The 25,755-nt window shown below is 64.9% G+C and carries 13 protein-coding genes; 5 read left to right on the forward strand and 8 right to left on the reverse strand.

The window, feature by feature from the left end; translation table 11 throughout:
- Positions 1-15: 15 nt before the first annotated feature.
- The 6 genes from HAHE_RS06230 to HAHE_RS06255 all read right to left on the reverse strand — a co-directional run bounded on the left by HAHE_RS06230 (position 16) and on the right by HAHE_RS06255 (position 7,736).
- Positions 16-2,166 carry a vWA domain-containing protein gene (locus HAHE_RS06230; RefSeq protein WP_338689471.1) on the reverse strand — a complete coding sequence of 717 codons (2,151 nt, stop codon included), beginning with the start codon at positions 2,164-2,166 and terminating at the stop codon, positions 16-18.
- Complete coding sequence (locus HAHE_RS06235; RefSeq protein ID WP_338689472.1) at positions 2,163-4,262, reverse strand: BatA and WFA domain-containing protein; 2,100 nt, start codon at positions 4,260-4,262, stop codon at positions 2,163-2,165. The genes HAHE_RS06230 and HAHE_RS06235 overlap by 4 nt, the downstream gene beginning before the upstream one ends.
- Positions 4,262-5,356 carry a DUF58 domain-containing protein gene (locus HAHE_RS06240; RefSeq protein ID WP_338689473.1) on the reverse strand — a complete coding sequence of 365 codons (1,095 nt, stop codon included), beginning with the start codon at positions 5,354-5,356 and terminating at the stop codon, positions 4,262-4,264. The genes HAHE_RS06235 and HAHE_RS06240 overlap by 1 nt, the downstream gene beginning before the upstream one ends.
- Before the next feature lie 9 nt (positions 5,357-5,365).
- Positions 5,366-6,367, reverse strand: coding sequence for a hypothetical protein (locus tag HAHE_RS06245; RefSeq protein WP_338689475.1), 1,002 nt, complete (start codon positions 6,365-6,367; stop codon positions 5,366-5,368).
- Between the two features lie 13 nt (positions 6,368-6,380).
- Positions 6,381-7,376, reverse strand: coding sequence for an AAA family ATPase (locus HAHE_RS06250; protein WP_338689476.1), 996 nt, complete (start codon positions 7,374-7,376; stop codon positions 6,381-6,383).
- A gap of 210 nt (positions 7,377-7,586) precedes the next feature.
- The gene (locus HAHE_RS06255) at positions 7,587-7,736 is read right to left on the reverse strand and encodes a hypothetical protein (protein ID WP_338689477.1); all 150 of its coding nucleotides are present in this window, start codon (positions 7,734-7,736) and stop codon (positions 7,587-7,589) included.
- Between the two features lie 644 nt (positions 7,737-8,380).
- Between HAHE_RS06255 and HAHE_RS06260 the strand changes: the two genes are divergently transcribed.
- The 3 genes from HAHE_RS06260 (at position 8,381) to HAHE_RS06270 (ending at position 11,163) form a co-directional block, all read left to right on the forward strand.
- Positions 8,381-9,382 carry an aspartate-semialdehyde dehydrogenase gene (locus HAHE_RS06260; RefSeq protein ID WP_338689479.1) on the forward strand — a complete coding sequence of 334 codons (1,002 nt, stop codon included), beginning with the start codon at positions 8,381-8,383 and terminating at the stop codon, positions 9,380-9,382.
- Between the two features lie 85 nt (positions 9,383-9,467).
- Complete coding sequence (locus HAHE_RS06265; RefSeq protein WP_338689480.1) at positions 9,468-10,352, forward strand: polyprenyl synthetase family protein; 885 nt, start codon at positions 9,468-9,470, stop codon at positions 10,350-10,352.
- A 124-nt stretch (positions 10,353-10,476) separates the two neighbouring features.
- Entirely contained in the window at positions 10,477-11,163 is a 687-nt protein-coding gene (locus HAHE_RS06270; protein WP_338689482.1) for a zf-TFIIB domain-containing protein, read from the forward strand.
- An 8-nt stretch (positions 11,164-11,171) separates the two neighbouring features.
- On the opposite strand, the gene HAHE_RS06275 is transcribed toward HAHE_RS06270, so the two are convergent.
- Together HAHE_RS06275 and HAHE_RS06280 are read right to left on the reverse strand one after the other, a co-directional pair.
- A complete protein-coding gene (locus tag HAHE_RS06275; RefSeq protein ID WP_338689484.1) occupies positions 11,172-11,843 on the reverse strand; it encodes a response regulator transcription factor in 672 nt (223 codons plus the stop codon).
- Positions 11,840-13,387 carry an ATP-binding protein gene (locus HAHE_RS06280; protein WP_338689486.1) on the reverse strand — a complete coding sequence of 516 codons (1,548 nt, stop codon included), beginning with the start codon at positions 13,385-13,387 and terminating at the stop codon, positions 11,840-11,842. Before HAHE_RS06280 ends, HAHE_RS06275 begins: the two co-directional genes overlap by 4 nt.
- 263 nt (positions 13,388-13,650) lie before the next feature.
- On the opposite strand from HAHE_RS06280, the gene HAHE_RS06285 reads away from it, so the two are divergent.
- On the forward strand, positions 13,651-18,831 hold the full coding sequence (locus HAHE_RS06285) for a beta strand repeat-containing protein (protein WP_338689488.1): 5,181 nt from the start codon (positions 13,651-13,653) through the stop codon (positions 18,829-18,831).
- A gap of 331 nt (positions 18,832-19,162) precedes the next feature.
- On the forward strand, positions 19,163-25,708 hold the full coding sequence (locus HAHE_RS06290) for an autotransporter-associated beta strand repeat-containing protein (RefSeq protein WP_338689490.1): 6,546 nt from the start codon (positions 19,163-19,165) through the stop codon (positions 25,706-25,708).
- Positions 25,709-25,755 lie beyond the last annotated feature (47 nt).

Below are 25,755 nucleotides of genomic sequence, written 5' to 3' on the forward strand. Positions count from 1 at the left end.
TTGTCGGGGTTGGGATCAGGCGAGTCCCCACTTTCGGCGAAGGTACCAATCCATCGATAGCAGAAGAATCAGCAAGAGAAAGAACGGAGCGGTGGGCCAGATCGGACGGATCCGCTCGATCGGGTCCTGGCGGCCGGTTTCGATCAGCAGTTGCTTGACCGTTTCGGTCAGATCCTTTGGCTCGATGCGGGTTCCACCGGATGCCCGTGAGAGCGCGCGCAGGTAGGACATGTCGACGGCGGTCTCGACGCGTTCGAGGTTCTGTCGATAGCTGATGAAGCGGACCGTTTTGCGCTCGCCGTCGGGCATGGTCATCGCCGCCTCGTAGCGACCGGGGTTCTCCGGATTGAAGGTCGCACTGTATCCACTCAGCCCCTCACCCTTCGACATCGAGAGCTTGGTCAGCGGGCGGCCGTCGAAGAAAACGGTGATCGCGGGAGCTTCGGGCGGGAGTTCAACGCCGGCGGCGCTGAGCGAAAAGCTGATCGTCTCGCCGATCGGAATGTTCGCCGAGTTGGCGGTGAAGCTGAAACCCGAGAGCGGCGTCAGGCCGCGGTTGGCGAGCAACCAAAGGGCGGTCTGGTCCCAGAAGCGGTCAAACGCGTTGTTGTCGAATTCGGCACGCTCGTTGAACACCCAGCGCCACGCGTTGGCGATGCCAAGCGACAGCGCCTGACCCTTGCCGTAGCGCCGGTAAACGATCGCCGGCTGGTCTTCGAGCGTGCGGCCGAAAACCGTCGCCAATGTCTTCGGCTCGGAGGCTCCCGGCAGCGCGTCGAAGCTCAGTTGCGCGTCCTCGCGACGCGCCTCCTGCAGGATTCGCAGCGGCGGGAAGTTGTTCACCGCGGAAAGGTCGAGCGCCACGCCGGTGCGCGCCTTGTCGCCCCAGGTGATCGGTTCCAGATCTCGGCCGATCTCCGGAGTCCACGCCCGCCCGCGGGCGAAGATGACGATCCCCTCGCCTTCCTTCACCCACTGTTCGAGCGCCCGGATGCCGGTTTCTCCCAGCACCCGCTCCGCTTCCTTGCCGAGCACGACGAGGTGGTAGTTGTTGAAGTCCTCCATCTTGGCCGGCGGCGAGAGTGCCTCGGCGACCAGCTCGGGGTCGGATCGGATCGCCCGCACGCGGCCCTCGGCGAACGCGACCAGGGAGTCGATCTCGAACTTGTCGTTGCGGGTGATGGAGCGACGCAGGAAGGTCGAGTCCCAGTACGGCCGACCTTCGATCTCGAGGATGCGCAGCTTGTCGTCGACGACATTGAGGAAGGTCGACGTCGAGTTGTTGGCCGTCTCCGTTTCCCCGGGCATCGGACGCGCCCGCATCGTGTACTCGTATTGCCCGGCCTCCTCCTCGGTGACCGAGAAATCGACGTCGAGGAACGTGGCGGCGCCGGTTTCCAGAGTCTTCGAGTCGGCCGGTTTGCCATCGCGCAGCAGATCCACGACGATCTGCTGGTTCGGGAACCCGCTGGTGCGGATCGATGCCGACAGCCGCGTCGACTGGCCGATGAAAGTGTACGGGTGATATGAAGCGATCCGCAGCGAAACGTCGGGCGCCGTGGCGGGCGTGCCGGTGGGCACGGTGAAGATCGGAATTTCCCGCGCCCGCGCGGCGCGAGCGGTCCGACTCGGCGGTTCTCCTTCGAAATCGTGGCCGTCGGTGAAGAGGAAAAGCCCGGCGGGCGGCGGATTGTGGGTGCTCGCGACGATCCGCTCGACCGAGCTGTGGATCTTGGTTTCGTCACCGTCCGCTTCCGGGATGCCTTCCAATCCGGCCGGACTGACCGGGCGGGCGGTGTGATCGAAAAGGAACAGATCGACCGGCGTGTCGCCCGCCGACGGCAGCAGATCCTCGAGCACCGTCTTGCGGGCGATGTCGAAACGGGTCGCACCATCCAGATCGGCTGTCTGCATCGAGGCCGAGGTGTCGATGGCGACCAGGATCGAACGCTGCCGGACCGGAGGATGGTGGACCTCGCGTTTCGACGGCTGCAGCAGCAGCGCGAGGATGCCGGCAATGGCAAGGATGCGGACTACGGTAAGCATCGTAGCCCGGCCTTTTCCGAGACGCTTGTTCGCCCGCACCGCCGCCCACAACGAGCTGCCGAGCGCGAGCAGGGCGGCCAGCGCGATCCAGTGGAGGGGTATGACGGGGTCCCAGGTCATGCGGGTTTCGGAGCGGTGCCGCGCAACACGAGCGACTCGAAGGCGAGAAAGAGAAGGGCCAGCAGCACGAACCAGTAGAACGCCGGGCGGCCGTTCAGGAGATCGGAGAAGCTGCCGAGTTGCTCCATCGCGGTCGCCCCCTCGACTCCCTGACCGCTCGCGCGGTCGGGCAGCACGGTAGGGTCGAGGCTGCGCAGGTCGGACTCGCCGGGATCGGCATTCACCGCAAATGCGAGGATGTCCTGACCGATCGGTCCCTTGAGCCGGTAAAAGCCGGGCTGGTCGGGGGTGAACGAAACCGACGCACGCTCGCCGCTGAGATTGGTGTGATAGGGAACGGGCACGCCGTCCGGCCCCATCAGGTCACGCCCGGCGACCTCACTGGTCCACGCCTCGGCATTCAGGGGATCGCCGGGAAGGAAGCGGTCGTTGGCCGTGCTGGAGGAAGTATCGAGGCGACGCAGCAGCTCATGGATCCAGGCCGGGAAAAGACGCTGGCGGGCGAGGTTCGATGCGCTCTCGGAAACCGAGAAGTTGCAGACCAGCAGGGTGCCGAGGCCGGCTTGGATCTCGACCATCGCAGGCGTGCCGTCGGCAAAAGTCAGCAGGGCCTTGCTGTCCGCTCCGCGCGCCGCGCGCTGGACTTCATAGAACTCGAGCAGTCCGAGATTCTGCCTCCGTTCACCTGCGAAGAGCTTGAGAAAGCGCGAGTCGAAATCGCCCTTGGCCAACCGCAGCGCACCGTCCGGCATCTGGTCACGGGTGTAGGTTTCGGTGACCCGCAGCGGCGCTTCGATCCCGAGGCTCGCGGAAAGCCGAAGCAGGTTGTCATTCGCCGCCGGTCCATCGAGGAACCACACCACCCCACCCCCGCCGCGCAGGAAGCCGGCAAGTGTGTCGGTCGCGGTGTCGCCGAGTAGCGGCAGACGGTTGGCAATGATCCGAGTGGCTCCGCCGATCTCGGTAGCGTCGAGCTTGGAGGGCTCGATCATCCGCGGCCGGTAGGCACCCTCGCCCGGACCGTAGGGATTCACCGCGGTGGCAATGAAGAGAACCGGCTCGGGCGCGGCCGGATCGTAGGAGTCGGGCGTGAGCAAAACCACTTCCTCCTGATCGCCGGCCTCGATCACCAGCCGGCGCTCGTCGTCGAGCGGCAGGTCGTCGGGCGGCAGCGAAACCACCAGCGGAAGCAGGCCCGAGGCCGGGACGCCCAGCGTGAGCGACACTTCAACCTCGCCCCACGCCGGAAGCGAGACCTCCGTCTCGGTGGTCGGACCGTCGAGGAAACGCGCCTCGACCTTGCCGCGCCATGCGTCAGGCGAATGGTTGCCGATGCGGGCGATCACCTCGAACGGCGCACCCGCCACCGGCGCGGTCGGCCCCGGTTCGACACCGAGCACCGCGTGATTGGGGCGCTCCGGGTTTCCGGTCGTTGGCACGAATACCAGCCGTGAGCCTTCCGGCAACCGGTTGAAGGCGGCATCGGCCCAGTTCTTCCGCTGGAAGTCGGAGAAGAAATAAACATCGGGCGGATCGATCTGCACCTCGCCGATCGATGATGCCAGCGCGCAGGCCGCCTGGATGTCGGCGGCGGTCGCGGGCGGTGTCGCCTCCTTCAGGAAATCCAGGGCCGCTGCGCGGTGGTCGGAGAAATCCGGAAATGCGGCACGCGGCGAGCGTCCGGCGAGGATCACTTGGAACCGGTCATCCGGTCCCAACGAGTCCAGCAAACGTCGTACTTCACCGATCGCCCGCGAGCGGGCGGTCGCTCCGCTTTCCGCGGCGGTCATCGAGAGCGAGTGATCAACGATCAGGATCACCCGTCGTCCGCCCTTCTTCGGATCCGCACCGTCGAGCCCCGTGACCGGCAGCAGGAAGGCAGTGAGAAGCGCGGCGATCGCGAAGGTGCGCAGGAGCAGAAGAAGAAGATGCCGCCACTTGAAAAGCCGCGAGCGCCCGACCATCGTCCGCTTCAGGTCATCGACCGAAGAGAACATGAACTTCTTCGGGAACCGCCGGCTGAGCCAGTGGATCAGCGGCGGAATCGCCACCGCCGCCGCAAAGGGAATCAGAAAGCCTGGCTGCAGGAAGTTCATCAGAGGCTATTCCACTGGCGGAACCCGAGGTAGGCCTCGATGGCTTCGCGGTAGGGACGTTCGGTTCGCAGGACGGCGAAATCGACGCCGCGGTTCAGGGCTCCTTGGCGAAGCGTTTCGGTTCGCTGTGTGACGGTCTTCTCGAAGCGGCTCCGGACTTCGGCCGGTTCGACCTGCACTTCCTCGCCGGTCTCCATGTCGACGAACCGCGCGAGGTGGACGTCCGGGAGCGTCCGCTCGTCGGGATCGGAAAGCTGGAGCATCAGCACCTCGTGGCGGCGGTGGATCAACGGCCCGATGGCATCGAGAATGCCTTCCGCATCTTCTCCGAGGAAATCCGACAGGATCACCACGCGACCGCGCGGCTTGAGAAACGGCACTGTCGCGGCAAGCGAGCCGGCGATGTCGGTCTTGCCCGCCGCCTCGTAGCCGGGTGTCACCAGCGCGCGGAGCATCTGGTGGAGATGGCGACGCGTGCCGCCGGCCGGCAAGTGGTGGCGGACCTGATCGTTGAAAAGCGTGAGCGACGCCTTGTCCCCCTGCCGGGTCATCAGGTAGGCGAGCGCGGCTGCGGTGCGGACGGCCCGCATCGCCTTCGACTCGCGCATCGGCCCGCTGAAGCGCATCGAGGACGAAGCATCGACGACCAGATGCGCCGTCATGTCCGAGAGCTCCTCGAAGCGACGGATGTAGAGCTTGCGGCTCCGTCCGTACTGGCGCCAATCGATCCCCGAGGTCGGAAGTCCGGGCGAGTAGTGGGTGAACTCGGCGAACTCTCCCCCGCTGCCGAGGTCCGGCGACTTGTGGCGACCGGCGAAGCGGCTCTCGACCGCCGTCCGCGCGAACGCAACGAGATGCCGGTAGCGGTCGAGCGACTGCGGATCGAGCAAGCCCGAGGCCATCCGCTCACGCTGCTTCTCGCGATCCGGAACCTCCACCTTCTTCACCTTGGTGGCCGGCATCGGAGGCGGTGCTCCCACCGGAGCAGCCGGCGGTTGATCCCGCTGCGGCATCGGCGGCGGCACCGGTGCGCCTTCCGCCGCCAGCGCCTTGGCGCGGGCAAACCGGGAGGGAATGGGTGGCGGATCCGACATGGCGGCTGATCAGGAAACGGTTGAGGTTCGGGATAAGGCGAGACCACCCGGCAACCGGCTGGAGGCGGTTTTGGTCTGAGCTTGTCCGGGCTCGGGCCACATCGTGGGGTCGGGCGCCCATGGACCTTCGCCAAGGAAATCGGCAACGAGCTCGCCGAGACTCAAGTCGAAGAGCGCGCGAAACGCCCCTTCACCGGCATCCTCCCAATCGGCCTTCGCGGCGAACTCGAGCAGCACCTCGCGTGGCGGACCGATGTCGACCTCGATCTTCCGCCACAGCACCTGCGCGAGATTGTAGCTCAACTCGAAGCTGTCCCCTTGCAGGTTCCATGACTCACCGGTCCAGAACTGCTGGATGGTGTGTTCATTCCAGTGGTCCTCATGCTTCCCATACATCTCCGCATCGAGGTGAAACACCTGTGTGCCGCAAACCCACTCTTCCATCCGCATCGCGAGAGCCTCGTTGAGCCACGTCGGGATCGGGAGGTGGGTGACGCATGCATGCGTCAACTCGTGGACGAAGACGGTCCGATAGGACGAGTAGTCGGTTGCCGGCAGCGCGAAGTGGACATAGCCCGCGCCACTCAGACAAACCCCTCCCGACATCGGATGCTCGCCGTCGGGATAGAAGGGATCGATGTAGTCATAGTAGTCGGCGAGCTTGCCGAAAATGAACACCACGTGCTTCCCGTAGCCGTCATCGGACGTCACACCGTGAAGGCTTCCGAGGATCCGTTTCAGGGCTTCCTCGAGGAACTCCTTGGCACCCCGGACCACGTGATCCGGAGCCTCGGTGACCAGCAGGAAGTTCGGCGTCTCGTGGACTTGGTAGCCACCACCCAGTCCGGAGCGGATCCGGTTGACCCACTGGTGCGAGACGTCCATCCACGCATCGCTTCTCTCTGACTCCGGAAGCTTCTCCTCGATGATCTCGCCGATCGCCTCCCAGTCGGGGTAGCAGAAGCGCCCCCCGACGTGGAGGTGTTCGGTGAGATCCGGGAGAGTGGTCATCCGGGGCCGGTTTTCAGTAGTTCGGTTCCTTGACCTCGGCGGTCACGGCGGCGGCGAGGACGGATGCCTTCTTGCCCTCGCCGGTGGCGCGGTAGTTCGGCACGATCCGGTGACCGAGCACGGCCGGCGCGACGGCCCGGATGTCCGAGCAGGCCGGTGCGGCACGGCCGTTGAGGAGCGCCATCGCTTTCGCCCCGAGGACGAGGTACTGCGAAGCTCGCGGTCCGGCGCCCCACTCGAGGTAGTCCTTGGCGACCTGCGATGCCGTGCTTTCCGCCGGACGGGTCGCCATCGCGAGGTCGACGGCGTAGCCGAGCACGTGGTCGGCCACCGGCATCGCCCGGACGAGCTTCTGCAGCGCCCGGACTTCCTCCGGACCGACCACCGCGTTGAGCGTGGGAAAGTCTCCGATCGTCGTCCGCCGGACGATCTCGATCTCCTCGTCGCGGTCGGGGTAGCCGAGGTCGAGCGAGAACATGAAACGGTCGAGTTGGGCCTCGGGCAGCGGGTAGGTCCCCTCGTGCTCGATCGGGTTCTGGGTCGCCACCACCAGGAACGGATCGGGCAGCGCCCGGGTCTCGCCGGCGATCGTCACGCGGCGTTCCTGCATCGCCTCCAGCAGCGCGGCCTGCGTCTTCGGCGGCGTCCGGTTGATTTCATCGGCCAGCACCAGATTGGCGAAGATCGGGCCCTTCCGATACTCGAACTCCATTCGGCCCTGGACCTCGTGGATGACCTCCGATCCGAGGATGTCGGACGGCATCAGGTCGGGCGTGAACTGGATCCGGCTGAAGTCGAGGCCGAGGACCTTGGCGATCGACTGGACCAGAAGGGTCTTTGCCAGCCCGGGGACGCCGACCAACAGGCAGTGGCCGTTGGCAAATAGCGAGCCGACCAGCGCGGCGACGATGGCGTCCTGGCCGACAATCGCCCGTGAGAGCTCGGTGGAGATGCGTTGCGCGGCCTCGCGGGCGGCGTCGACGGACGGGGCGGTGGCTTCCTGGGACATGGGGATCGGAGAATGAAAAAGTCTGACGGTCTAAAACCCCTGAAGCGTCGCCGGTGTTAGGAAAATGATAAAAAGGAGGCGAAGTTGGAATTCACAGAGGCTTCACGGAGCCCTCACCTGCAGGCGCCGTGCCGGGATCAGAGCACAAAAAAAACACCGGCCTCCTTGGGAAGGCCGGTGCTTGAAAATCGTTGGGATCGGAGAGACCGCTTACTTGGAGTATTCCACGGCGGCTGGCATCTCCTGGAACTGCGGAAGTTCGCGGAGGGCCGGTGCGGCAGGTTCGCCGGTGCAGCAGCAGGAGGCGCTGATCAGGGCGATGGCGGAAGCGCTAAGAGCGGCAAGAAATCGGATCATCATTGGTTTTTGGTGACGTTGACTGCGAATGCTGTCGAAAATACGGGGCGGACTGTCAAGCAGTCCGCCCCGGTTTTAAGTCATTGTTTCTCTCCCGGCGGTCAGCCGGAGGAGTCCGAAATCCTTACTTGGCAGGAGCCACGTAGGTCGGAGCAGCAGGAGCCGGAGCGCTCTCGCAGCAGGAAGTGGCGAGGAAAGTACCGGCGGCTGCAGCGGCAAGGAGGGCGATCTTCACGATTTTCATGATCTGAGTAGGTCAGGTAGTTCGATGTTTGGGTGGAGCTGCCGACTGGCAACAACGCGCCCACTCTAACGACCCGACCCGACCGCGCAAGGTAAAAGCCGGGGCGGCAAATCCGGCGTTCAACCCTCGAATTGATGGACCGCGAATGAACGCGAATTCACATGAATGAACGGGAAATCTCTCCCAACCAAGGGCCATGCCGGTCCGATTCTTACGGTCCCCGGGCTTCACAGCCCCATCCGATCGGATTCCCTTCGCCGGTATCGGAATTCGCGTCCATTGGCGTCCATTCGCGGTTCAAAAATCACACGCAGGCGACCCTCCGCACCCGGAGTCATGGGAAACGCACGACAGGATTGCCAGCCGCGCATCGGGCCCTACACTGCCCGCCCCTTCCGATTCCATGAGCGAACCCAAGAACCTCGCGATCGTCGGCGCCACCGGTGCGGTGGGCGAAGAGATGCGCCTGTGCCTCGAGCAGCGCGACTTCCCGGTCAAGTCGCTGACCCTGCTCGCTTCCGCCCGCTCGGCCGGCAAACGCTTCCCCTTCCGCGGCGAAGAGATCGAGGTCAAGGAACTCACCCACGACTCGTTCGAGGGGATCGATATCGCGCTGTTTTCCGCCGGCGGCGGGATCTCGAAGGAATTCGGGCCCTCGGCGGCCGCGGCCGGCTGCGTGGTGATCGACAACTCGTCGGCTTTCCGGATGGACGAGGACGTGCCGCTGGTCGTCCCGGAAATCAATCCGGACACCGCCCGCACCGCCCCGCGCGGGATCATCGCCAACCCGAACTGCTCGACCATCATCGCGCTGATGGGGCTGGCCCCGCTTCACGAAGCCTTCGGTCTCCGCTCGATCATCGCCTCGACCTACCAAGCCGTGTCGGGCTCGGGCGCGCAGGGAATCGTCGAGCTTGAGGAGCAGGTCAATGCGATCGCCACCGGCGGCACTTTCGAACCCAAGGTCTACCCGCGCCAGATCGCCTTCAACGTGATCCCCCAGGTCGACGCCTTCACCGACAACGGCTACACCAAGGAGGAGCTGAAGATGCTCAACGAGGGCCGCAAAATCCTCGGTCTCCCGGAATTGAAAGTCTCGTGCACCTGCGTGCGCGTGCCGGTCTACCGTTCGCACTCGATCTCGATCACCGCCCAGTTCGAACGACCGGTCGATGTCGACGCGGCACGAGCCGCCTACGCCGGAAAGGCTGGAGTCGCAGTGAAGGACGATCCGGCCAACGGACAGTTCCCTGTTCCACTCGACACCACCGGTCAGGACGACTGCCTCGTCGGACGCATCCGCAAGAACCTCGTCTTCAAGAACGCGCTCGACCTGTGGGTCGTCGGTGACCAGGTCCGCAAGGGAGCGGCCCTCAATGCCGTGCAGATCGCCGAGCTGCTCTGACCCGGAACCGCCCGGACTCCCCGTTCGGCCCACCTGAATTCCTCCTTGGCGACCTTGGCGTCTTGGCGGTGAATCCCCCATCCTCATGGACGACCTCAAGCAATACCTGACCGACCGCGCCGCGGAGGTGGATGCGGCCCTCGATGCCTTCCTGCCGAAGGCGAGGCAACGGCCGGCCACGGTGCACGAGGCGATGCGCTACAGCCTGTTCGCCGGCGGCAAGCGCTTGCGTCCCGTCCTTTGCCTCGCGGCCGCCGAAGCCTGCGGGGGCGATCCGGATGCCGCGTTGCCCTCGGCCTGCGCGGTCGAACTGATGCACACCTACTCGCTGGTCCATGACGACCTGCCGTGCATGGACGACGACGACCTGCGGCGCGGCCGGCCGACCTGCCACAAGGTTTATGGCGACGGCATGGCGGTGCTGACCGGTGACGCACTCCTTACCGAGGCATTCCTGGTGCTGTCCGAGTCGTCACCGACCCGGCGCTATCCGCTGGCGGCCTTCGTCGCCGAGCTCGCGATCACCGGAGGTTCGACGAAACTGATCGGGGGCCAGGTCATGGACCTCGAGGGTGAGGGCAAGGACCTGACCAAGGCGCAGTTGGTGAAGATCCACGAAGCCAAGACGGCGGCGCTTCTGACGACCAGCATCCGGCTCGGCGCGATGAGCGCCAACGCCACCGATGGGAAACTCGAGTCGCTTTCCACCTTCGGTCACGCCCTCGGGCTCGCGTTCCAGGTCATCGACGACATCCTCGACGTCACGCAGACCACCGAGAAGCTCGGCAAGACCGCCGGCAAGGACGAGGCCGTGGCCAAGGCGACCTACCCGGCCATCCTCGGGCTCGACAAGGCCCGCAAGGAAGCCCACCGCCTGACCAAGAAGGCGATGTCGGCCCTTGAACCCTTCGGCAGGAAGGCACACCGGCTTCGCCAGATCGCCGAGTATCTTCTGGAGCGAGATTACTGACTTCCGAGCGAGCTCGCGGAGCCGAGGGAAGCCGGCTGCATGAGGAGTATAACAGGCGCGCCGCTCCAATTCCCCCCAGGCTTTCCCCTTGCGGGCAACAAGCGTCGGCGACGAAGCTCGGCGCGTGAAATGCGCTCACTGCGGAGGCCGGCTTGAAGGCAACCTGACGATCTGTCCGTTCTGCAACACACGGCAGGATGTCGACCTTCAGCAGATCCATTTCCGCGACCTCGGTAACGACGGATCCCTGCCCTGTCCGGGATGTGAATCGACCCTGAGCGTGATCGAGTTCGACGCCGATCCGAAGATCCGCATCGAGCGCTGCGAGTCCTGCCTCGGCCTGTTCTTCAATCCGGGTGAACTCGAGGCTCTGTTGGAAGCGAAAACCAATCCGCTGGTCTGGCTCGACCGCCAGCGGCTTTCGGAGATCTCGGAGAACTTCGGCTACAACCACGAGGTCATCTACCTGCGCTGCCCGATGTGCCGGGAAATGATGAGCCACCTCAACTTCGGCGGCCAGAGCGGGGTCATCCTCGACCGTTGCGGGACCCATGGCGTGTGGGTCGAAGGTGGTGAGCTGAGGCGGATGCTCGAATGGTGGCGAGCGGGAGGAAAGCACCTCCACCAGGCACACGAAACCCGCAAGGCGGAGCGACTGAAGTCGGTCGATATCCAGAGACAGCGGGCAAGACGCGCCTCGCGCAACTTCCCGCCGGACTCCGGTGCCGATCTGCCCGACGGCGACTACATGAGCCCGGGCGAGGCGATCGTCGACACGCTCAAGGACGTGCTGGCGTGGTTTGCCGACTAACGTGGGTTTCAGCCGAGGCGCCGCGACATGTAATGGGCCACGGCTTCGGTACGGGAGCGGACATGCATCTTGGTGTAGATGTTCTTCAGGTGGCTGCGGACGGTCTCGATCCCGATGCCAAGATGGTCGGCGATCTCCTTGTTCGAATAACCCTTGGTCAGCAGCACGAGCGTTTCCTCCTCGCGATGGGTGAGGGCCACCGAGGGATCGGAGAGTCCGGATTTCTTCCGGAAAGAGGCGACCACGTGGCGGGCGATTTCGCTGGTCATCGGCGCTCCTCCGTTGAGCACGTCCAGCAAAGCCGCTCGGAGATCGGCCGGCTTCGTCCGTTTCAACAGATAGCCATCCGCGCCGGACTCCAGCGCGAGGAAGAGGATCTCGTCCTCGTCGGACGCCGTCAGCATCACGATCGGGATGTCCGGCTTCATCGCCTTCAGGCGCGCGGTGCACTCGATGCCCGACATCCTCGGCAGGAATACATCCATCAGCACCACGTCCGGCAAGTTCTCGGGGATCATCCGGAGGGCGTCCTCGGCAGACGCACAGACACAGGTGCATTCGAAGTCGGGGAATGACGAGATCAACCGCCTCCAACTCTCCCGGGTGTCGAGTTGGTCTTCCACCAGCGCCACCCGGATGCACGTCGCCCCTTTTCTCTCCTGCATCGCTTCTTCACTCATGACTTCACTCCCTCGGATCTTGGTTTTCCCGCTAGCGCGGATGGGGTGACCGCGGCCACCAGCGTGCCGGATCTCGCCGGCGCGCGACCGCGTACGCCGGCCTTCGGGATCGGCACCTCGAACTCGACGCGGCATCCCTCTCCTGGACGGGAATCGATCCGACACACTCCGCCGACCTCTTCCATCCGCTCCCGCATGTTGCGGAGCCCGTTGCGCAGCGGATCCGCCGATTCCGTTTCAAAGCCCTTGCCATCGTCCTCGATCACCACCGACAGGATCGGCCCCCGGACGTGGATCCGGAGGAAAAGCTCGGAGGCACCCGAGTATTTCGCGGCATTGTTGACCGCTTCCTTCACGCCCAGCAGCAGACTTCTCCTCAAGGGAAGATCGAGAGGCACATCCGGCAGGTCGCCATCCACATCGAGCCGGCACCGGAGCTCGAGCGCCTCGAGAAACCGCTGCGTCTGCTTGCAGGCATAGTTGGCGAAGTCCCGCAACGTATCGCGCCGGGAATTCACCATCCACACGACTTCATCCATCGCGCCGGAGACCGCCCGTGCCTTTTCGCACAACGCCTCGAGCCGCGGCCGCGCCAGCGAGTCGGTCGGCAATTCCGTCTGGATGACCTCGCCTTCGAGCGCGAGTTCGGTCAGACGCGCACCCAACTCGTCGTGGATGTCCCGCGCGATCCGGTCGCGCTCGCGGTTCAGCAGCTCCTGTGCGTTCGTGTGCAGCGAAATGCGGGCCATCAGGCGAAGACAGAGAAACACCGCAAACGCCACCGCACACCACAGCAGCGCCTGGAACCAACCATACTGCCAGAAGCGGATGTCCACGGGCGGAGCCACATTCACCTTCACCAGCATCGTCGGCACCCGCTTCAGCCATTGGTCGGAGCGGGGAAGGTCGGAGCTGACCTCGATCGCATGCCCCCAGCCCGGCGGCGCCTCCCGGATGCTTTCCCAACCGTTGACGGTGGCGGGAGCAATCCGCCAGTCCGTGTCGGACAGGACCTCGATGTCCTCGCCATTCGACAAATCGACCCGCAGGCCGAACTGCATGCCCGCCTCCCGGTTGTCGTTGAAACCTTCGACCGCCACCACGTGCCGACCCGGCTTCAACTGCCGGCCGAGTTCATATTCGGTAACACTCCGCCAGTCGCTTCCGGATCCGATCTCACGCCCGTCGAGCATCAGGCGATAGCCGTTGTCGACCGAGATCCGGATCCGCGCGTGCTCGACCTCCGCATCAGCGGGAATGACAAACGACCTCCAGAGCCGGCAGGTCTGCTTGTCGTAGGTCTCCGGACTCCAGATCCACGGACCGACTTCCCACGCCTGCTTTGCCGATGTCACCGCCTCGGCGTTCGATGCCGAACCACTGGCGGACTCCTCCTCGTCCAACGCCTTCAGCGCGCACGACCATCCCATCAGTCCGAAGACGGCGGCGACAGCCACCCGTATTCCGGTAGCGCGATGGACGCATCGGAGGAGCGTCTGCGGGACGCTTGCGATCGCCGACGAATCCGGGTGCGCGACTTTCATGGGTTGGCAGCGACCGCTTCGGTCTCGCCCACCATCCTTCCAGAAACCCGACACGAATCAAACCCGACCTTCTCCCCCTCTCGGGGGATGGACAAACTCCCGCGATCGGCTAGCGTGCTACTGGAAGTTTTTGTTTTCCCCACAGCCGGCGATTCCCTCGTTCCCTTCATTTCGTTGAGCCCTGCCTGACTTCGGTCGCAGGGCATCTTTGTGGCTAAAAATCCATCCGGCAGGGTGATCCCTCGCCGCATCTTCGTACCAACATGAAAAGACCCTACGCCTTCCAAAGGCAGACCCTCCAAGGCACCGGTTTCCCGGCACACCTTCAACCGTCCACGTTCACCTCCGCGCTCGCTTTCGCTGCAATGCTCGCGTGGTCATCATCGGCCGATGCCGGCCAGGATATCTACAACACGGCAGGTACAACCAACTGGGTCTGCCCTCCCGGAGTCACCTCGATCCAGGTCGAATGCTGGGGTGGTGGTGGTGCCGGCGGTTCCGGAAGAAAGGACAATCAAACGAGCACCAACAGTGTTCAGAATGGCGGTGGCGGTGGCGGCGGCGCGTACGCAAGGACGATCGCCGTGCCGGTCACGCCCGGACTGTCCTACACGATCACCATTCCCCCGGCAGCCGTCAGCGGCTCGAACGGCACCACGACCAACAACAGCGGCGCGGTGAACGGAGGAACCGTGACCTTCGTCGGCGATAGCAGTGTCACCGTCACCGCTGCGGGCGGAACGGGAGGCCGGAACGTCTACGTCAACGGCACCAATACCGCGGCCTCGGCCGGAGGAGGAGCCGGTGGCACCACCGCCGCAAGCGTGGGCGATGTGAAATTCGCGGGCGGAGCCGGCGCAGCGGGCACCACCGGAGGAGGCAACGTCAGCGGCGGCGGCGGCGGCGGTGCGGGCGACAGCTCCAACGGTGGCGCCGGCCAGGGTGGAAACAACACCCCGGCAGCTGGCGGTGCCGGAGGTATCGTCGGCGGGGGCAACGGAGGCAACGGCGTGACCGGAGCAACAACCGCCGGCAGCCAGGGACCGGGCGGACCCGGCCAGACGCCGGGAGGAGGTGGCGGTGGCGGCCACAATCTCGGGCAAAACACCCAATTCGGCGGCACCGGCGGCCTTGGGCAGATCGTCATTACCTACACGACCGAGACCATCAAGGCCGACAACACCGACAACCTCGACCTCGGCTCCAGCTGGGTCGGCGGCAACGCCCCGGGCACCGATGCGATCGCGGTCTGTAACAACGTCGTGACCTCCGCCAACACAACCCTTCTCGGAAGCGACACGACATGGGCGGGACTGGCGATCGAGGATCCTGCCGGCTCCGTTTCCATCGACGCCGGCAACACGCTGACCCTCGGCCTGGCGGTCACCGACATCGACATGTCGGCCGCGACCCAGGATCTCACGCTGGACTGCGACCTCAACATGGATGGCGCACATATCTGGAACGTCGCGGCCGGCCGCACGCTCGCCCTTGGCGGCACCATCTCCGGCAGCTCCTCGGTCACCAAGGCCGGCGACGGCACGGCAATCATCTCCGGCACCAACCAATCCACCGGAGGCACCACGGTCACCGCCGGCTCGCTGACCTACGACGTCAGCAGTAGTTACAATCCCGGAGGCACGGGCGGAGCAGCCGGCCTGCTCAACGTCAACGGCGGCAGCGCCGTGGCAACCCTCGCGGGCAGCTACACCGCCACCGGCAACGGCAACGCCTACTGGGAAATCCGCAACGGCGGCGTGCTGAATTTCAGCGGCACCGCGAACGTGGCAGGTGCCGGCGGACTCCGGATCGGTGAAGGCAGCGCCGGCACCATGAACATGACCGGAGGCTCCCTGGACGCCGCGATGAACAGCGGCTCCAACCTCGTCGTCGGCAGAAGCGCTGGAGCAAACGGCACCCTCAACATGACCGGAGGCGTCCTCAGCATCACCAACGGCGGCGGCATTTCGATCGCCAACGTGGCCGGCAACTCCGGCGTGATGACCGTCGGCGGAACCGGGCTGGTGGAATTGCTCAGCACCGGCAACTTCGCCATGGGACCGGGCACCGCCACCTTCAACCTGAACAGCGGCGGAACCTTCGTGCTCGGAGCCAACTCGAGCGCTTCCGGCACCAGCACCTTCAACTTCGATGGCGGCACGCTCAAGGCCGGCCGCTCGAGCACCGCGTTCCTTTCCGCCGGCATAACAGCGGTGAACGTCCTCGCGGGAGGCGCCACCATCGACTCGGATGAATTCAGCATCACCCTCCCCGGGGCGCTGCTGGAGGATGGAGTCTCCACGGGCGGAGGCCTGACCAAACTCGGCGACGGCGTCCTCACCCTCGGCGGTGCGAACACCTACACCGGCACCACCAACGTCAACGCCGGCACCCTCGAGCTATCCAGCGCGGGGACCAGTGTCTCCGATGTCGTTGTGGCAAGCGGAGCCGGAGCCGGAGCGCAGGTCGAGGTCGCCAACGGCCAGCACGCCAGCACAGGTGATCTCGCCCTGGGCAACGGCAGCGCGTTGGTCATCGACTACGGCACCACAGCTCCGAGCACCACGGTCGCTCCCTTGCTGGTCGACAACCTGAGCCTCGGAACCGGCCTCACCCTCGACCTTTCCGGCGATCTCGTGAACACACTCGCGGTGAGCCAGACGTACCCAATCGTCAGCTGGACGACCAGCGGCCCGGCGGACGGCTCCGGATTCACCACCGTCTTCCCCTTCCGCCTCGCAGGCACCTTCAGCGTCGCCGCGAACACGCTCTACTTCACCGTGACCGCCAATGCGATTGGCGCGATCTCGTGGAATACCGGCAATGGCGTCTGGGACACGGCCACCACGAACTGGCTCGATGCGGCCTCCTCGCCCACCACCTTCGCCGACACGCTCGACGATGTGCTGTTCGGCGACGCCGCCGGGGCATCGGGCAATCCCATCGTCACGCTCAACACCACGGTTTCGCCCGTCAGCGTCAAGATGAACAGCTCCAGCCATGACTACACGATCAGCGGCACCGGAGCCATCAGCGGCGACACCGACCTCAACCTCGACGCCGCCAACACGCGGACCCTCACGCTGGCCAACGACAACACCTATTCCGGGGCGACGGCCATTTCCGGGGGAACTCTCAGCCTCGGCGACGGAGGAACCGGCGGCTCGCTCAACACCGCGAGCACCATCAGCCTGGCCACCGGAGGAGTCTTTGCCGTCAACCAGAGCGACACTGTCACGCAGGGCACCGAGTTCTCCGGCGCGCCCATTACCGGCGCAGGGGGCTTCGCCCAGACCGGCAGCGGGACGACCGTTCTGAATGCGGCCAACACCTACTCGGGCACGACCACGGTCAGCGGTGGCACGCTTCAGGCCACGGTCGACAGCGGAGTCAACGGCGTGGGCACCAGCACCTTGTCGATCGGACCGGGATCCACCCTGCTCCTCAATGACACCTTCACGACCTCGGGAGGCACGCTCACCCTCAACAATACCGTCACGGGAACGGGCCTGCTGCAGGTGCAGTTCGCCGCCGACACCAACCCGAGGAATATCCAGATGCCCAACGTCGCGGGATTCAACGGCACGATCCAGCTCTCGTCGCTCGGCACCACGGGGGACAAGTGGAATGCCACGGGCGTCGGAGCCACAGGAGCCGCTCTGGTGATCGACCCGGGCAACACGCTCTACGTGCCCAACGGCGTCAATCCGTCTTTCGCGGGCGGGATCAGCCTCAGCGGCAGCGGCAACAGCGAAGGACGCGGCGCCATCCGACTCTCCAACGGCACCCTGGGTGGAAACATCAGCCTGGCCGGTGATGCGACCATCAATCTGGACAGTTCGGCGGCCAACGTCAGCGGCGACATCAGCAGCGGCGCCGCGGGAACGCAGACCCTGACGCTTGGAGCCACCGCATCGACGGGAGGCACCCTGAGCGGCATCATCGGCGGCGGCACCGGGACACTCAACCTCGCCACCGCGGTAGGCGGCACCCACACGCTGTCGAATGCCAACACCTTCACAGGCACGACCACGATCGGTGCCGGAGTCCTCCAACTCTCCGACATCGGTGCCCTGAGCACGACAACAGGAGTCGCGATGGCCGACGGAACACGGCTCCAGTCGACCCTCGACGGGGCGGTGGTGAATGCTCCGATCTCCATCGGCGGAGGCGGGACGAATGTGACAATCAACGCCCCGACCAACGCGCCGGGTGGAGGTGTTCCTTCAACGCTCGAGTTGAACGGAGTCATCAGCGGGGACGGCAACCTGACCCTGTCGAGCAGCGTCAACCAGAACGCCTTGTCGACCGTGTTGCTCAATGCCCAGAGCACCTATACCGGCAGCACCCTGATCACCCGGATCGGCTCGAATACCGCGACCCAGACGATCGTGAGGCTCGGCATCGACAACGCGCTGCCGGTCACCACCACGGTCACTCTGGATGGCGGCGACGGTGCCGGCACCGGCCGCTTCACGGAGATCAACCTGAATGGCTTCGATCAGGAACTCGCAGGCTTGGCCAACGAGATCCGGGCAACCAGCCGCCGCCAGCGGATCGTCAACAGCAACGCCCTCGACCACGCCACGTTGACCATCAACAGCAGCAGCGACTCCTTCTTCTCCGGTTATCTCGGAGGTGGGGGCGGCTCGGTCTCCGGCACGGCCACTCCGGGATCAACCGGTGGCGACAACTTCAGCTTGGTCAAGAACGGCACCGCCAAGTTCGCGCTCGACGTGACCTCCGGCGCCGGCGGTCTCAGCTACGACGGCGACACCACCGTGAATGCCGGCGTGCTCAGCCTCGGACGGATCAACTCGAACAACGACACCTCGACCGTATCCGTCGCCTCAGGCGCCAGGCTCGAGCTTACCTTCGGCGGCACCGACACGGTGGCCTCGCTGGTACTCGGCGGAGCCACCCAGAACAACGGAGTTTACGGTCACACCAACAGCGGTGCCGACAACGGCGGACAGGGAGTCGGATTCTTCGACTCCTTCTTCGAACCGGGTTCGGGAACGATCACCGTGCAAGGCGGCTACAGCGCATGGGCGGCGATCAACGCTCCGGTCACCGGCAACGATCCGGATGCCGACGAAGACCTCGACGGCGTGCCGAACGGCGTCGAGTACGTCCTCGGCGGAACCATCGGAACCAACGACCTCGACAAGCTGCCGACCGCCTCGACCAGCGGCGCCGACTTCCTCTTCAGCTTCGTCCGCGACCAAGCGTCGATCGATGGCACGACGGCTGTCGTCATCGAAGTGGGCACGACACTTGCCTCGTGGCCCGACGTCTATGCCGTGCCGGGCGGTGCCACCGCGAACAACCCGGGAGTCACCGTCGTGAAAGACAGCCCGTCGGCAGGTTTCGACACCATCACCCTGACCCTCCCGCGCGCGCCCGACCCGGCGAAGTTCGGGCGCCTGAAGGTGACGCCATAGGTTACCGGTCTTCCGATTCCAAAGGGCGGGTGGAGTCATCCATCCGCCCTTTTTGCGCCCGGCTCCGGAGCAGCGCCTCCACAAACGGCGAACCCGGGAGGAAAAACCCTTCCCGCGGGAACTTTCCCCCCCGTTCGGGGGATAGACAACGTAATCGCCTTCTATACCGTGATAGCTGGAAGAATGGCCCGGTGTCTCGTGAAAGCCCGACCTGCATAGCTGGCAAGGGGCGATTCGGTGAAGCCGACCCGATTCCCTCAGCCTTCCCAGAACCCGGTTCCTGTTCCGTCGATAACGGACGGGATGCCGAAAACCCCGAAAAACCTCCAACATGAAACCCATGTACCCAACCCGCGTCGCACTCTGCATCACCGCCATCAATCTCTCTCTAGCCGTGCCCGCGGTCCACGCCGCCAGCGGCACCTGGACGGGTGGCTCCGCCACTCCGAACTGGGGCTTCCTCGCCAACTGGGTTTCCAACACCGAGGCCAGCGGCACGGGATTCACGGCCACCTTCGGCAATACCTTCAACAACGGCTACTCGATCAATCTCAATACCAACCGGACGATCGGCAACATCACGCTCAACAACAATGCGGCGAGCGACTTCGAGATCAACCAGATCAACGGAGCCGTTTTCAACTTCGACGTCAGCTCGGGCTCGCCGACAGTCACGATCACCGATGCGGCCCGCACCCTCTCGATCAACGTCCCGATCGGCGGCTCCGACGGCATGACCAAGACCGGGCCCGGCTCGCTGGTACTTTCCGCGACCAACAACTACACGGGAGCCACCCTGATCACCGAAGGCACGCTGAGCCTGACCGGAAACCGCTCGGCGAACATGGGGGGCACCCTCGACATCGGCGGGACCGACGCGGTCCTCAACCTCGCTGGAGACCTGCCGATGGGGGGATCCCAGTTTCGTCCGGGCAACGCGACGGGAACCGGCACGGTCAATCAGACCGCAGGCGCGGTCACCTTCACGGGAGGCAACAACCTGACCCTCGGAACCAACTCCGCCACCCAGGGATTCTACAACCTCAGCGGCGGATCGTTCACCACGACCACCACGTCGATCCATCGCGGGGTGATCATCGGAGTCAACAACAGCTGTGACGGCACGTTCAACCTCAGCGGCACCGGTGTGCTCGACGTGACCAGCGGCTCGTCGCTGCAAATCACGCGCTCGGAGAACGTCACGGCGAACGGTGCCACCGGCACATTCGTTCAAACGGGTGGAACCGCAACGATCGCCGAACTGCGGATCGGTGGTCTGAACGCAACCACCAACACGAACCAGACCGCCACGCTGGATCTGTCCGGAGGCACCTTCAGCGCCGCGGATTTCTCCGTGCTCTCCGGCGGCAATGGCAGCGTCTCGACCATCAACATCAGCGGCACCGCCGACGTCACCCTTCCGGACTTTCCGACCACAAGAGGTACCGGCGCGACTGCCACCGTCACCTTCGACGGCGGCACGCTGAGGAATCTCGTCGCCAGCACTACCTTCATGGAAGGCCTGACCGACGCACTCATCAAAGCCGGAGGGATGAACATCGACACCACCGCCGGTGCCGCGACCATCAGTCAGGACCTCTCCGAAGACGGCGGTTCCCCGGGCGGCGGACTGACCAAAACCGGTGCGTTTGACCTTATCCTCGCCGGCACCAACACCTACACGGGCGCAACGAACGCCAACGAAGGTTCGATCAAGTTCTCGACGGCTGGCTCCTCCGTCAGCGACGTCGCCGTGGCCGATGGAGCCAGAGCCGGAGCGCTCGTTGCCGCGGACGATGGCCAATGGGTCAACAGCGGCGACCTGACCTGCGCCAACAACAGCGCCGTGGTCATCGATTACGGCAGCTCGACCCCGAGCACCACGGTCGCCCCGATCTCGGTCGACACCCTCAATGTCGGGACCAATATCGGGACAAGGATTGAGGGTGACCTGGTTCCAGCCCTTGCGGTCAGTCAGGCCTACCCCCTGATCACCTGGACCACCGGACCGGCGGACGCATCCGCCTTCACCACGATTCTCACAGGCGGTTTGTCCGGAACATTCAGCGTCTCTTCCAACACGCTCTACCTGACGGTCACATCCAATACGGTTGGGCAGCCGATTTCGTGGAACACCGGCGATGGCACATGGGATGAGGTCACCAGCAACTGGGTGGATGCGAATCTGGCCTCCGTGACATATGTCGACCCGCTGGATGCCGTCTTGTTTGGCGACGCCTCCGGCGCGACCGGCAGCCCGATTGTCACCCTCAACGACGTCTTCTCACCCGAGGACGTGACGATGAACAGCACCAGCCGCGACTACACGATCACCGGCACGGGCGGAATCGGCGGCTTGGGCGCACTGCTGCTCGACGCGGCCAACACGGGCACGCTCACCTTGGCCACCGCCAACAGCTACACAGGAGCCACGACCATCGATGGAGGAACCCTCCAACTGGGCAACGGCGGATCCGACGGCTCGCTCAACCCCGGCAGCCCGATCAGCGTGGCAGCTGGCGCGACTTTTGCGGTGAATCAGGATGACGCCGTGGCCCAAGGCACCGACTTCTCGGGTGTCGCCATCGACGGCGCCGGCGGCTTCTCGCAAGCCGGAAGCGGCACCACCGTACTGAATGCCGCGAACACCTTCAGCGGGCCGACCGCCATCGCCGGCGGCACGTTGCAGATCGACGGGACCGGCAGTCTGGGCGGCGGCAGCTACGCGGGAGACATCGCCATCGCTGGCGGCGCCGCCCTTCAATACAGCAGCAGCACGGGCCAGACGCTCTCCGGCATCATCAGCGGCGCGGGTTCCCTCACCAAGGACACCGGTGGCTCGACCCTGACGCTGGAAGGCGCGAACACCTACACCGGCGATACCACCCTTTCCACCGGCACGCTGGCCCTCGGTGCCAGTGAGGTGATCGCTGACAGTTCGGCCGTCATCCAGAGCGGAGGCACGATCCGAACGGCGGATGGCGTTGTCGAGACGCTGCACAGCCTCACCGCAAGCGGAGGCACTCTCCTGATCGGCACCACCAGCACCTCCGGCAGCGCCGACATCACCTTGCTCAACAACAGCGAGGTCAACGACATCCAGATCGGAATTACCAGCATCCTCCGCCTGGCCGCGGGCGTCACCCTGACCCAGACGGGCTCAGGCACGACGTCGCAGCTCGGCCCCGGCGACACACTGACCTTCGACGTCGGTGCCGGCGGACTCGCCGACATGACGGGCGACATCAACACCGGGGACGGAGACGGCGCGCTCAACAAGATCGGGGCCGGAACCCTCCGTCTGACCTCCCCCGCCTGCAAATGGGGCGGCGGAACCGTTATCGAAAACGGCACCGTCGAATTCGACACGATCGCCAACATCAACAACGCGAGCAGCCTGGGTGATGCCGATACTGCGGATGTCCTCCAGATCGGATCCAACGCGACCGCCGCCACTCTCCGGATGATCGGAACCGACTCGGCGAACTCCACCAACCGTGCCGTCCAACTCGGCGACGCGGGAGGCACCGTCGACATCGTCGACGCCGCCCAGATCCTCACCATCGGTGGGATCGTCAGCGACGCCAGCACCTCGGGCTCACTCACGAAGACCGGCGACGGTACGCTTCTGCTCTCCGGCCCCAACACCTACACCGGCCCCACTCTGGTTTCGGCGGGAACTCTGCAGTTCTCGACCGACGGCTCGGGTGCTTCCGACATCACGGCCTCGGCCAACGCTGCTGCCGGACCGCTCGTCGCCGCTGATGATGCCCAGTTCGTCAACAGCGGTGACCTGACCTTGGGCAACGACGGCATCCTGCTCGTCGACTATGGCAGTACCACCCCAAGCACCACCGTCGCACCGATGCAGGTCGACAACTTCGGCCTGGGAACGAATCCGGTTGTCATTCTGGACGCCGCATCGATCTCAAGCCTTCTCGTCGGGCAGACCTATCCGTTGGTGACGTGGACCGGAAGCGGCCCCGCCGATGGCTCCGCGTTTTCTCTCGTCAGCCACCGAGGATTGCTTACCGGAACCTTCAGCGTCGCGGCCAACACCCTGTCCGTGACGATCGGCTCCAACACTCCTTCGGTGATCGCATGGAACGCCGGTGACGGCATCTGGGACACCGCCACCAGCAACTGGGTCGACGGCAGCCTCGCCGCCACCACCTACGTCGACCCGCTCGACGGCGTCCTCTTCGGTGACGCCGGCGGCGCCTCGGGCAATCCGCTCATCACCCTGGACAGCATCTTCTCTCCGGTGAGCGTGACGATGAACAGCACCTCCCACGACTACACCATCGACGGCATCGGCGGGATCGCGGGCACGGGTCCGCTCACACTCGATGGTGCCAATACCCGCACGCTGACTCTCTCCACCGCCAACGACACCTTCGACGGAGACATCACGGTCAACGGTGGCACGCTGGTCGGCGCGGGGGCGTTCAGTGGCAGCGGAGGCGTCCGGGTCTTCGGTGCCGGCTCGAGCGCGCGAACCGTGACCGTCAACACCGGCGGAACCCTGCAGTTCGATTCCGGAAACATCTTCACCGGAAACTTCTCGTCGAACAGTGTTCCCTCGCTCGTTATCGACGGCGGCACCGTGACCAACGGCGGCATCGCCACCAACAATGCCCTCGGCCTGGTCACGCTCAATGACGGCACCCTGACCGCCACCACCGGCAGTTCGAGCGGATACGGATCCTACAATCTCAATAACACGGTCACCTCGACCGGAACCTCGCTGATCTCCTCGACGGCCCTGGAGCCCGTCACCCTGAGTGCCGCCGCGGGAACGACGACCATCTTCGATGTCCAGAGCGGGACACTCACCATTTCCGCCGAACTGGGTGAGGTGACCGCCAGCGGAGACGAGCGGTCGAGCGGACTCGTCAAAGCCGGAGCGGGCATCCTGAGACTCTCCGCCATGAACTCCTACTCCGATGCCACAACCATCGACGGAGGCATGCTGGAAGTCATGGTGGCCCAAGCCATGTCCGGCGGACTGGCATTCGGAGCCGCTGCCGGGAACACGACAACCGGCGCCTTGGACCTGTCGTCAGCAAGTGCCTCCTTTGCCGGCGCTTCCCTGGCGCAGAACAACTCCCCCACCGCCAATACGGTCACCGTGGGGGCAGCCCAAACCCTCACGCTCAGCGGCGGCCTGACCATGGGCTATGACGCAGGCGGCGGCAGCGGCGCCACCCAATCGGACCTCACCGTCAGCGGATCAGGCTCGTTCGTCGTCACCGGCTCCACCCTCGCGATCAGCGTGAACCAGGCGGGCACGAACCAAGGCTACTGGAGCGCGCCGACGCTCGACGTTTCCGGACTGGGGGCATTCAGCGCGGATGTCACCAACTTCAACGTCGGAGTGGGCACCACCACTCATGGCCCCGGCACCCTTCTGCTCTCGGACACGGCCAACACCATCATCGCGACCAACCTCAAGGTCGGGGACACCGGCAGCAACAACGGCAGAGGCGTCAGCACTCTGCTGCTGGGCACAGGCACCAATGTCATCCAGACCGACACCCTCACGATCGGGCGCGGTAAGAGCAGCGGAAACGGTGTCGTGAAGTTCGCATCCCAGGACGTAGGACCGGGAACGGTCACGATCGCCGATGCGGCAGGAACCGGCCCGACCGATATCACGCTTGGCAATGCCTACACCGTCGCGACCGGAGGCGGAGCCGTAGGAACGCTGGATCTCCGAGGCCACGTGGCGACCGTCACGGCCGGGACTCTTCTGATGGGCCAAACCAACGCCAACAGCAATGTCGCGAGCACCAACGGGGTCATCCACTTCGACTCGGGAACCTTCACCGTGGATACCTTGCAGATGGGTCTGAAGACCGGGAACTCGACCGGATCCGCGAAGGGAACGATCAACGTCGGTGGCGGCGACTTCACCGTGGACACATCCATCACCTTCGGATCCCAAACGGGCAACGGCTCCTCGCAGGCCACGCTGAACCTCACCGGAGGAACGTTCACCTCGAACACCGACATCCTGAGTGGAGGGGGTATCGTAACCAGCACGATCAACCTCAGTGGTGGCTTGCTCGACCTCGTCGGCAATGACATCGGCACAATCGGAGAGCCTGTGGTCCTCAATGCCGAGTCCGGCACCCTGCAGAACGTGGCGGCCATCAACGGAACCGGCGGGTTGACCAAGACCACGGCGGACACCCTGGTCCTGACCGGAACCAATGGCTACACCGGCGCGACGGTGGTTTCGGAAGGAACGCTCTCGCTGATCAACGGCAGCCATGCCTCACCGATCACCGCGAACAACGCCGCGTCGCTCGGCTTCACCTTGGATTCTCCCACGACCTCGACCGAATCGGTGACCTTCGATGCCGGTTCCACGGTCAAGATCACGGGAACTCCGACCCTGGCCAGCTACACGCTGATGACGGCATCGTCTTTCGCGGGGATTGCACCGGTGCTCGACGCTCCGATCGCCGGCTACGCGCTGACGGTGGACGGCGGCACCACTCTCAAACTGGTGCAAGCGGCGGGCTATGCCTCGTGGGCCGCCACCAACGCTGGCGGACAAGGTCCGGATCTCGATTGGGACGGTGATGGCATGCAGAACGGAGTGGAGTACTTCATGAACGCGGCCGCCGGATTCACTGCCAACCCGCAGCTCGATGGCTCGGGCACCATCACCTGGCCGAACGGTGGGAACATTCCAGCCTCCGAGTACGGCACGCAGTTCGTCGTCCAAACATCCAGTGATCTTGTGAACTGGAACGACGTGCTGGTCGGCGACCTCGACACCAATACCGATGGTCCCGGCGGATCCCTGACCTACACGCTCACCGGTCCCGGACCGCGCTTCGTGCGCCTTCAAGTCACGCCGAACTGACGGCACTGACGGGTAGCGGGCTCCCTCACCCGGGTGGGGGAGCCCGT

This window comes from Haloferula helveola, from assembly GCF_037076345.1.
GTDB classification, from domain to species: Bacteria; Verrucomicrobiota; Verrucomicrobiia; order Verrucomicrobiales; family Akkermansiaceae; genus Haloferula; species Haloferula helveola.

Coding starts and splice junctions, on each gene's coding strand:
- HAHE_RS06230 (WP_338689471.1), bottom strand. CDS start 2,166: ATGACCTGGGACCCCGTCATACCCCTCCACTGGATCGCGCTGGCCGCC.
- HAHE_RS06290 (WP_338689490.1), top strand. CDS start 19,163: ATGAAACCCATGTACCCAACCCGCGTCGCACTCTGCATCACCGCCATC.
- HAHE_RS06280 (WP_338689486.1), bottom strand. CDS start 13,387: ATGAAAGTCGCGCACCCGGATTCGTCGGCGATCGCAAGCGTCCCGCAG.
- HAHE_RS06240 (WP_338689473.1), bottom strand. CDS start 5,356: ATGTCGGATCCGCCACCCATTCCCTCCCGGTTTGCCCGCGCCAAGGCG.
- HAHE_RS06255 (WP_338689477.1), bottom strand. CDS start 7,736: ATGATGATCCGATTTCTTGCCGCTCTTAGCGCTTCCGCCATCGCCCTG.
- HAHE_RS06245 (WP_338689475.1), bottom strand. CDS start 6,367: ATGACCACTCTCCCGGATCTCACCGAACACCTCCACGTCGGGGGGCGC.
- HAHE_RS06235 (WP_338689472.1), bottom strand. CDS start 4,262: ATGAACTTCCTGCAGCCAGGCTTTCTGATTCCCTTTGCGGCGGCGGTG.
- HAHE_RS06275 (WP_338689484.1), bottom strand. CDS start 11,843: ATGAGTGAAGAAGCGATGCAGGAGAGAAAAGGGGCGACGTGCATCCGG.
- HAHE_RS06265 (WP_338689480.1), top strand. CDS start 9,468: ATGGACGACCTCAAGCAATACCTGACCGACCGCGCCGCGGAGGTGGAT.
- HAHE_RS06250 (WP_338689476.1), bottom strand. CDS start 7,376: ATGTCCCAGGAAGCCACCGCCCCGTCCGTCGACGCCGCCCGCGAGGCC.
- HAHE_RS06285 (WP_338689488.1), top strand. CDS start 13,651: ATGAAAAGACCCTACGCCTTCCAAAGGCAGACCCTCCAAGGCACCGGT.
- HAHE_RS06260 (WP_338689479.1), top strand. CDS start 8,381: ATGAGCGAACCCAAGAACCTCGCGATCGTCGGCGCCACCGGTGCGGTG.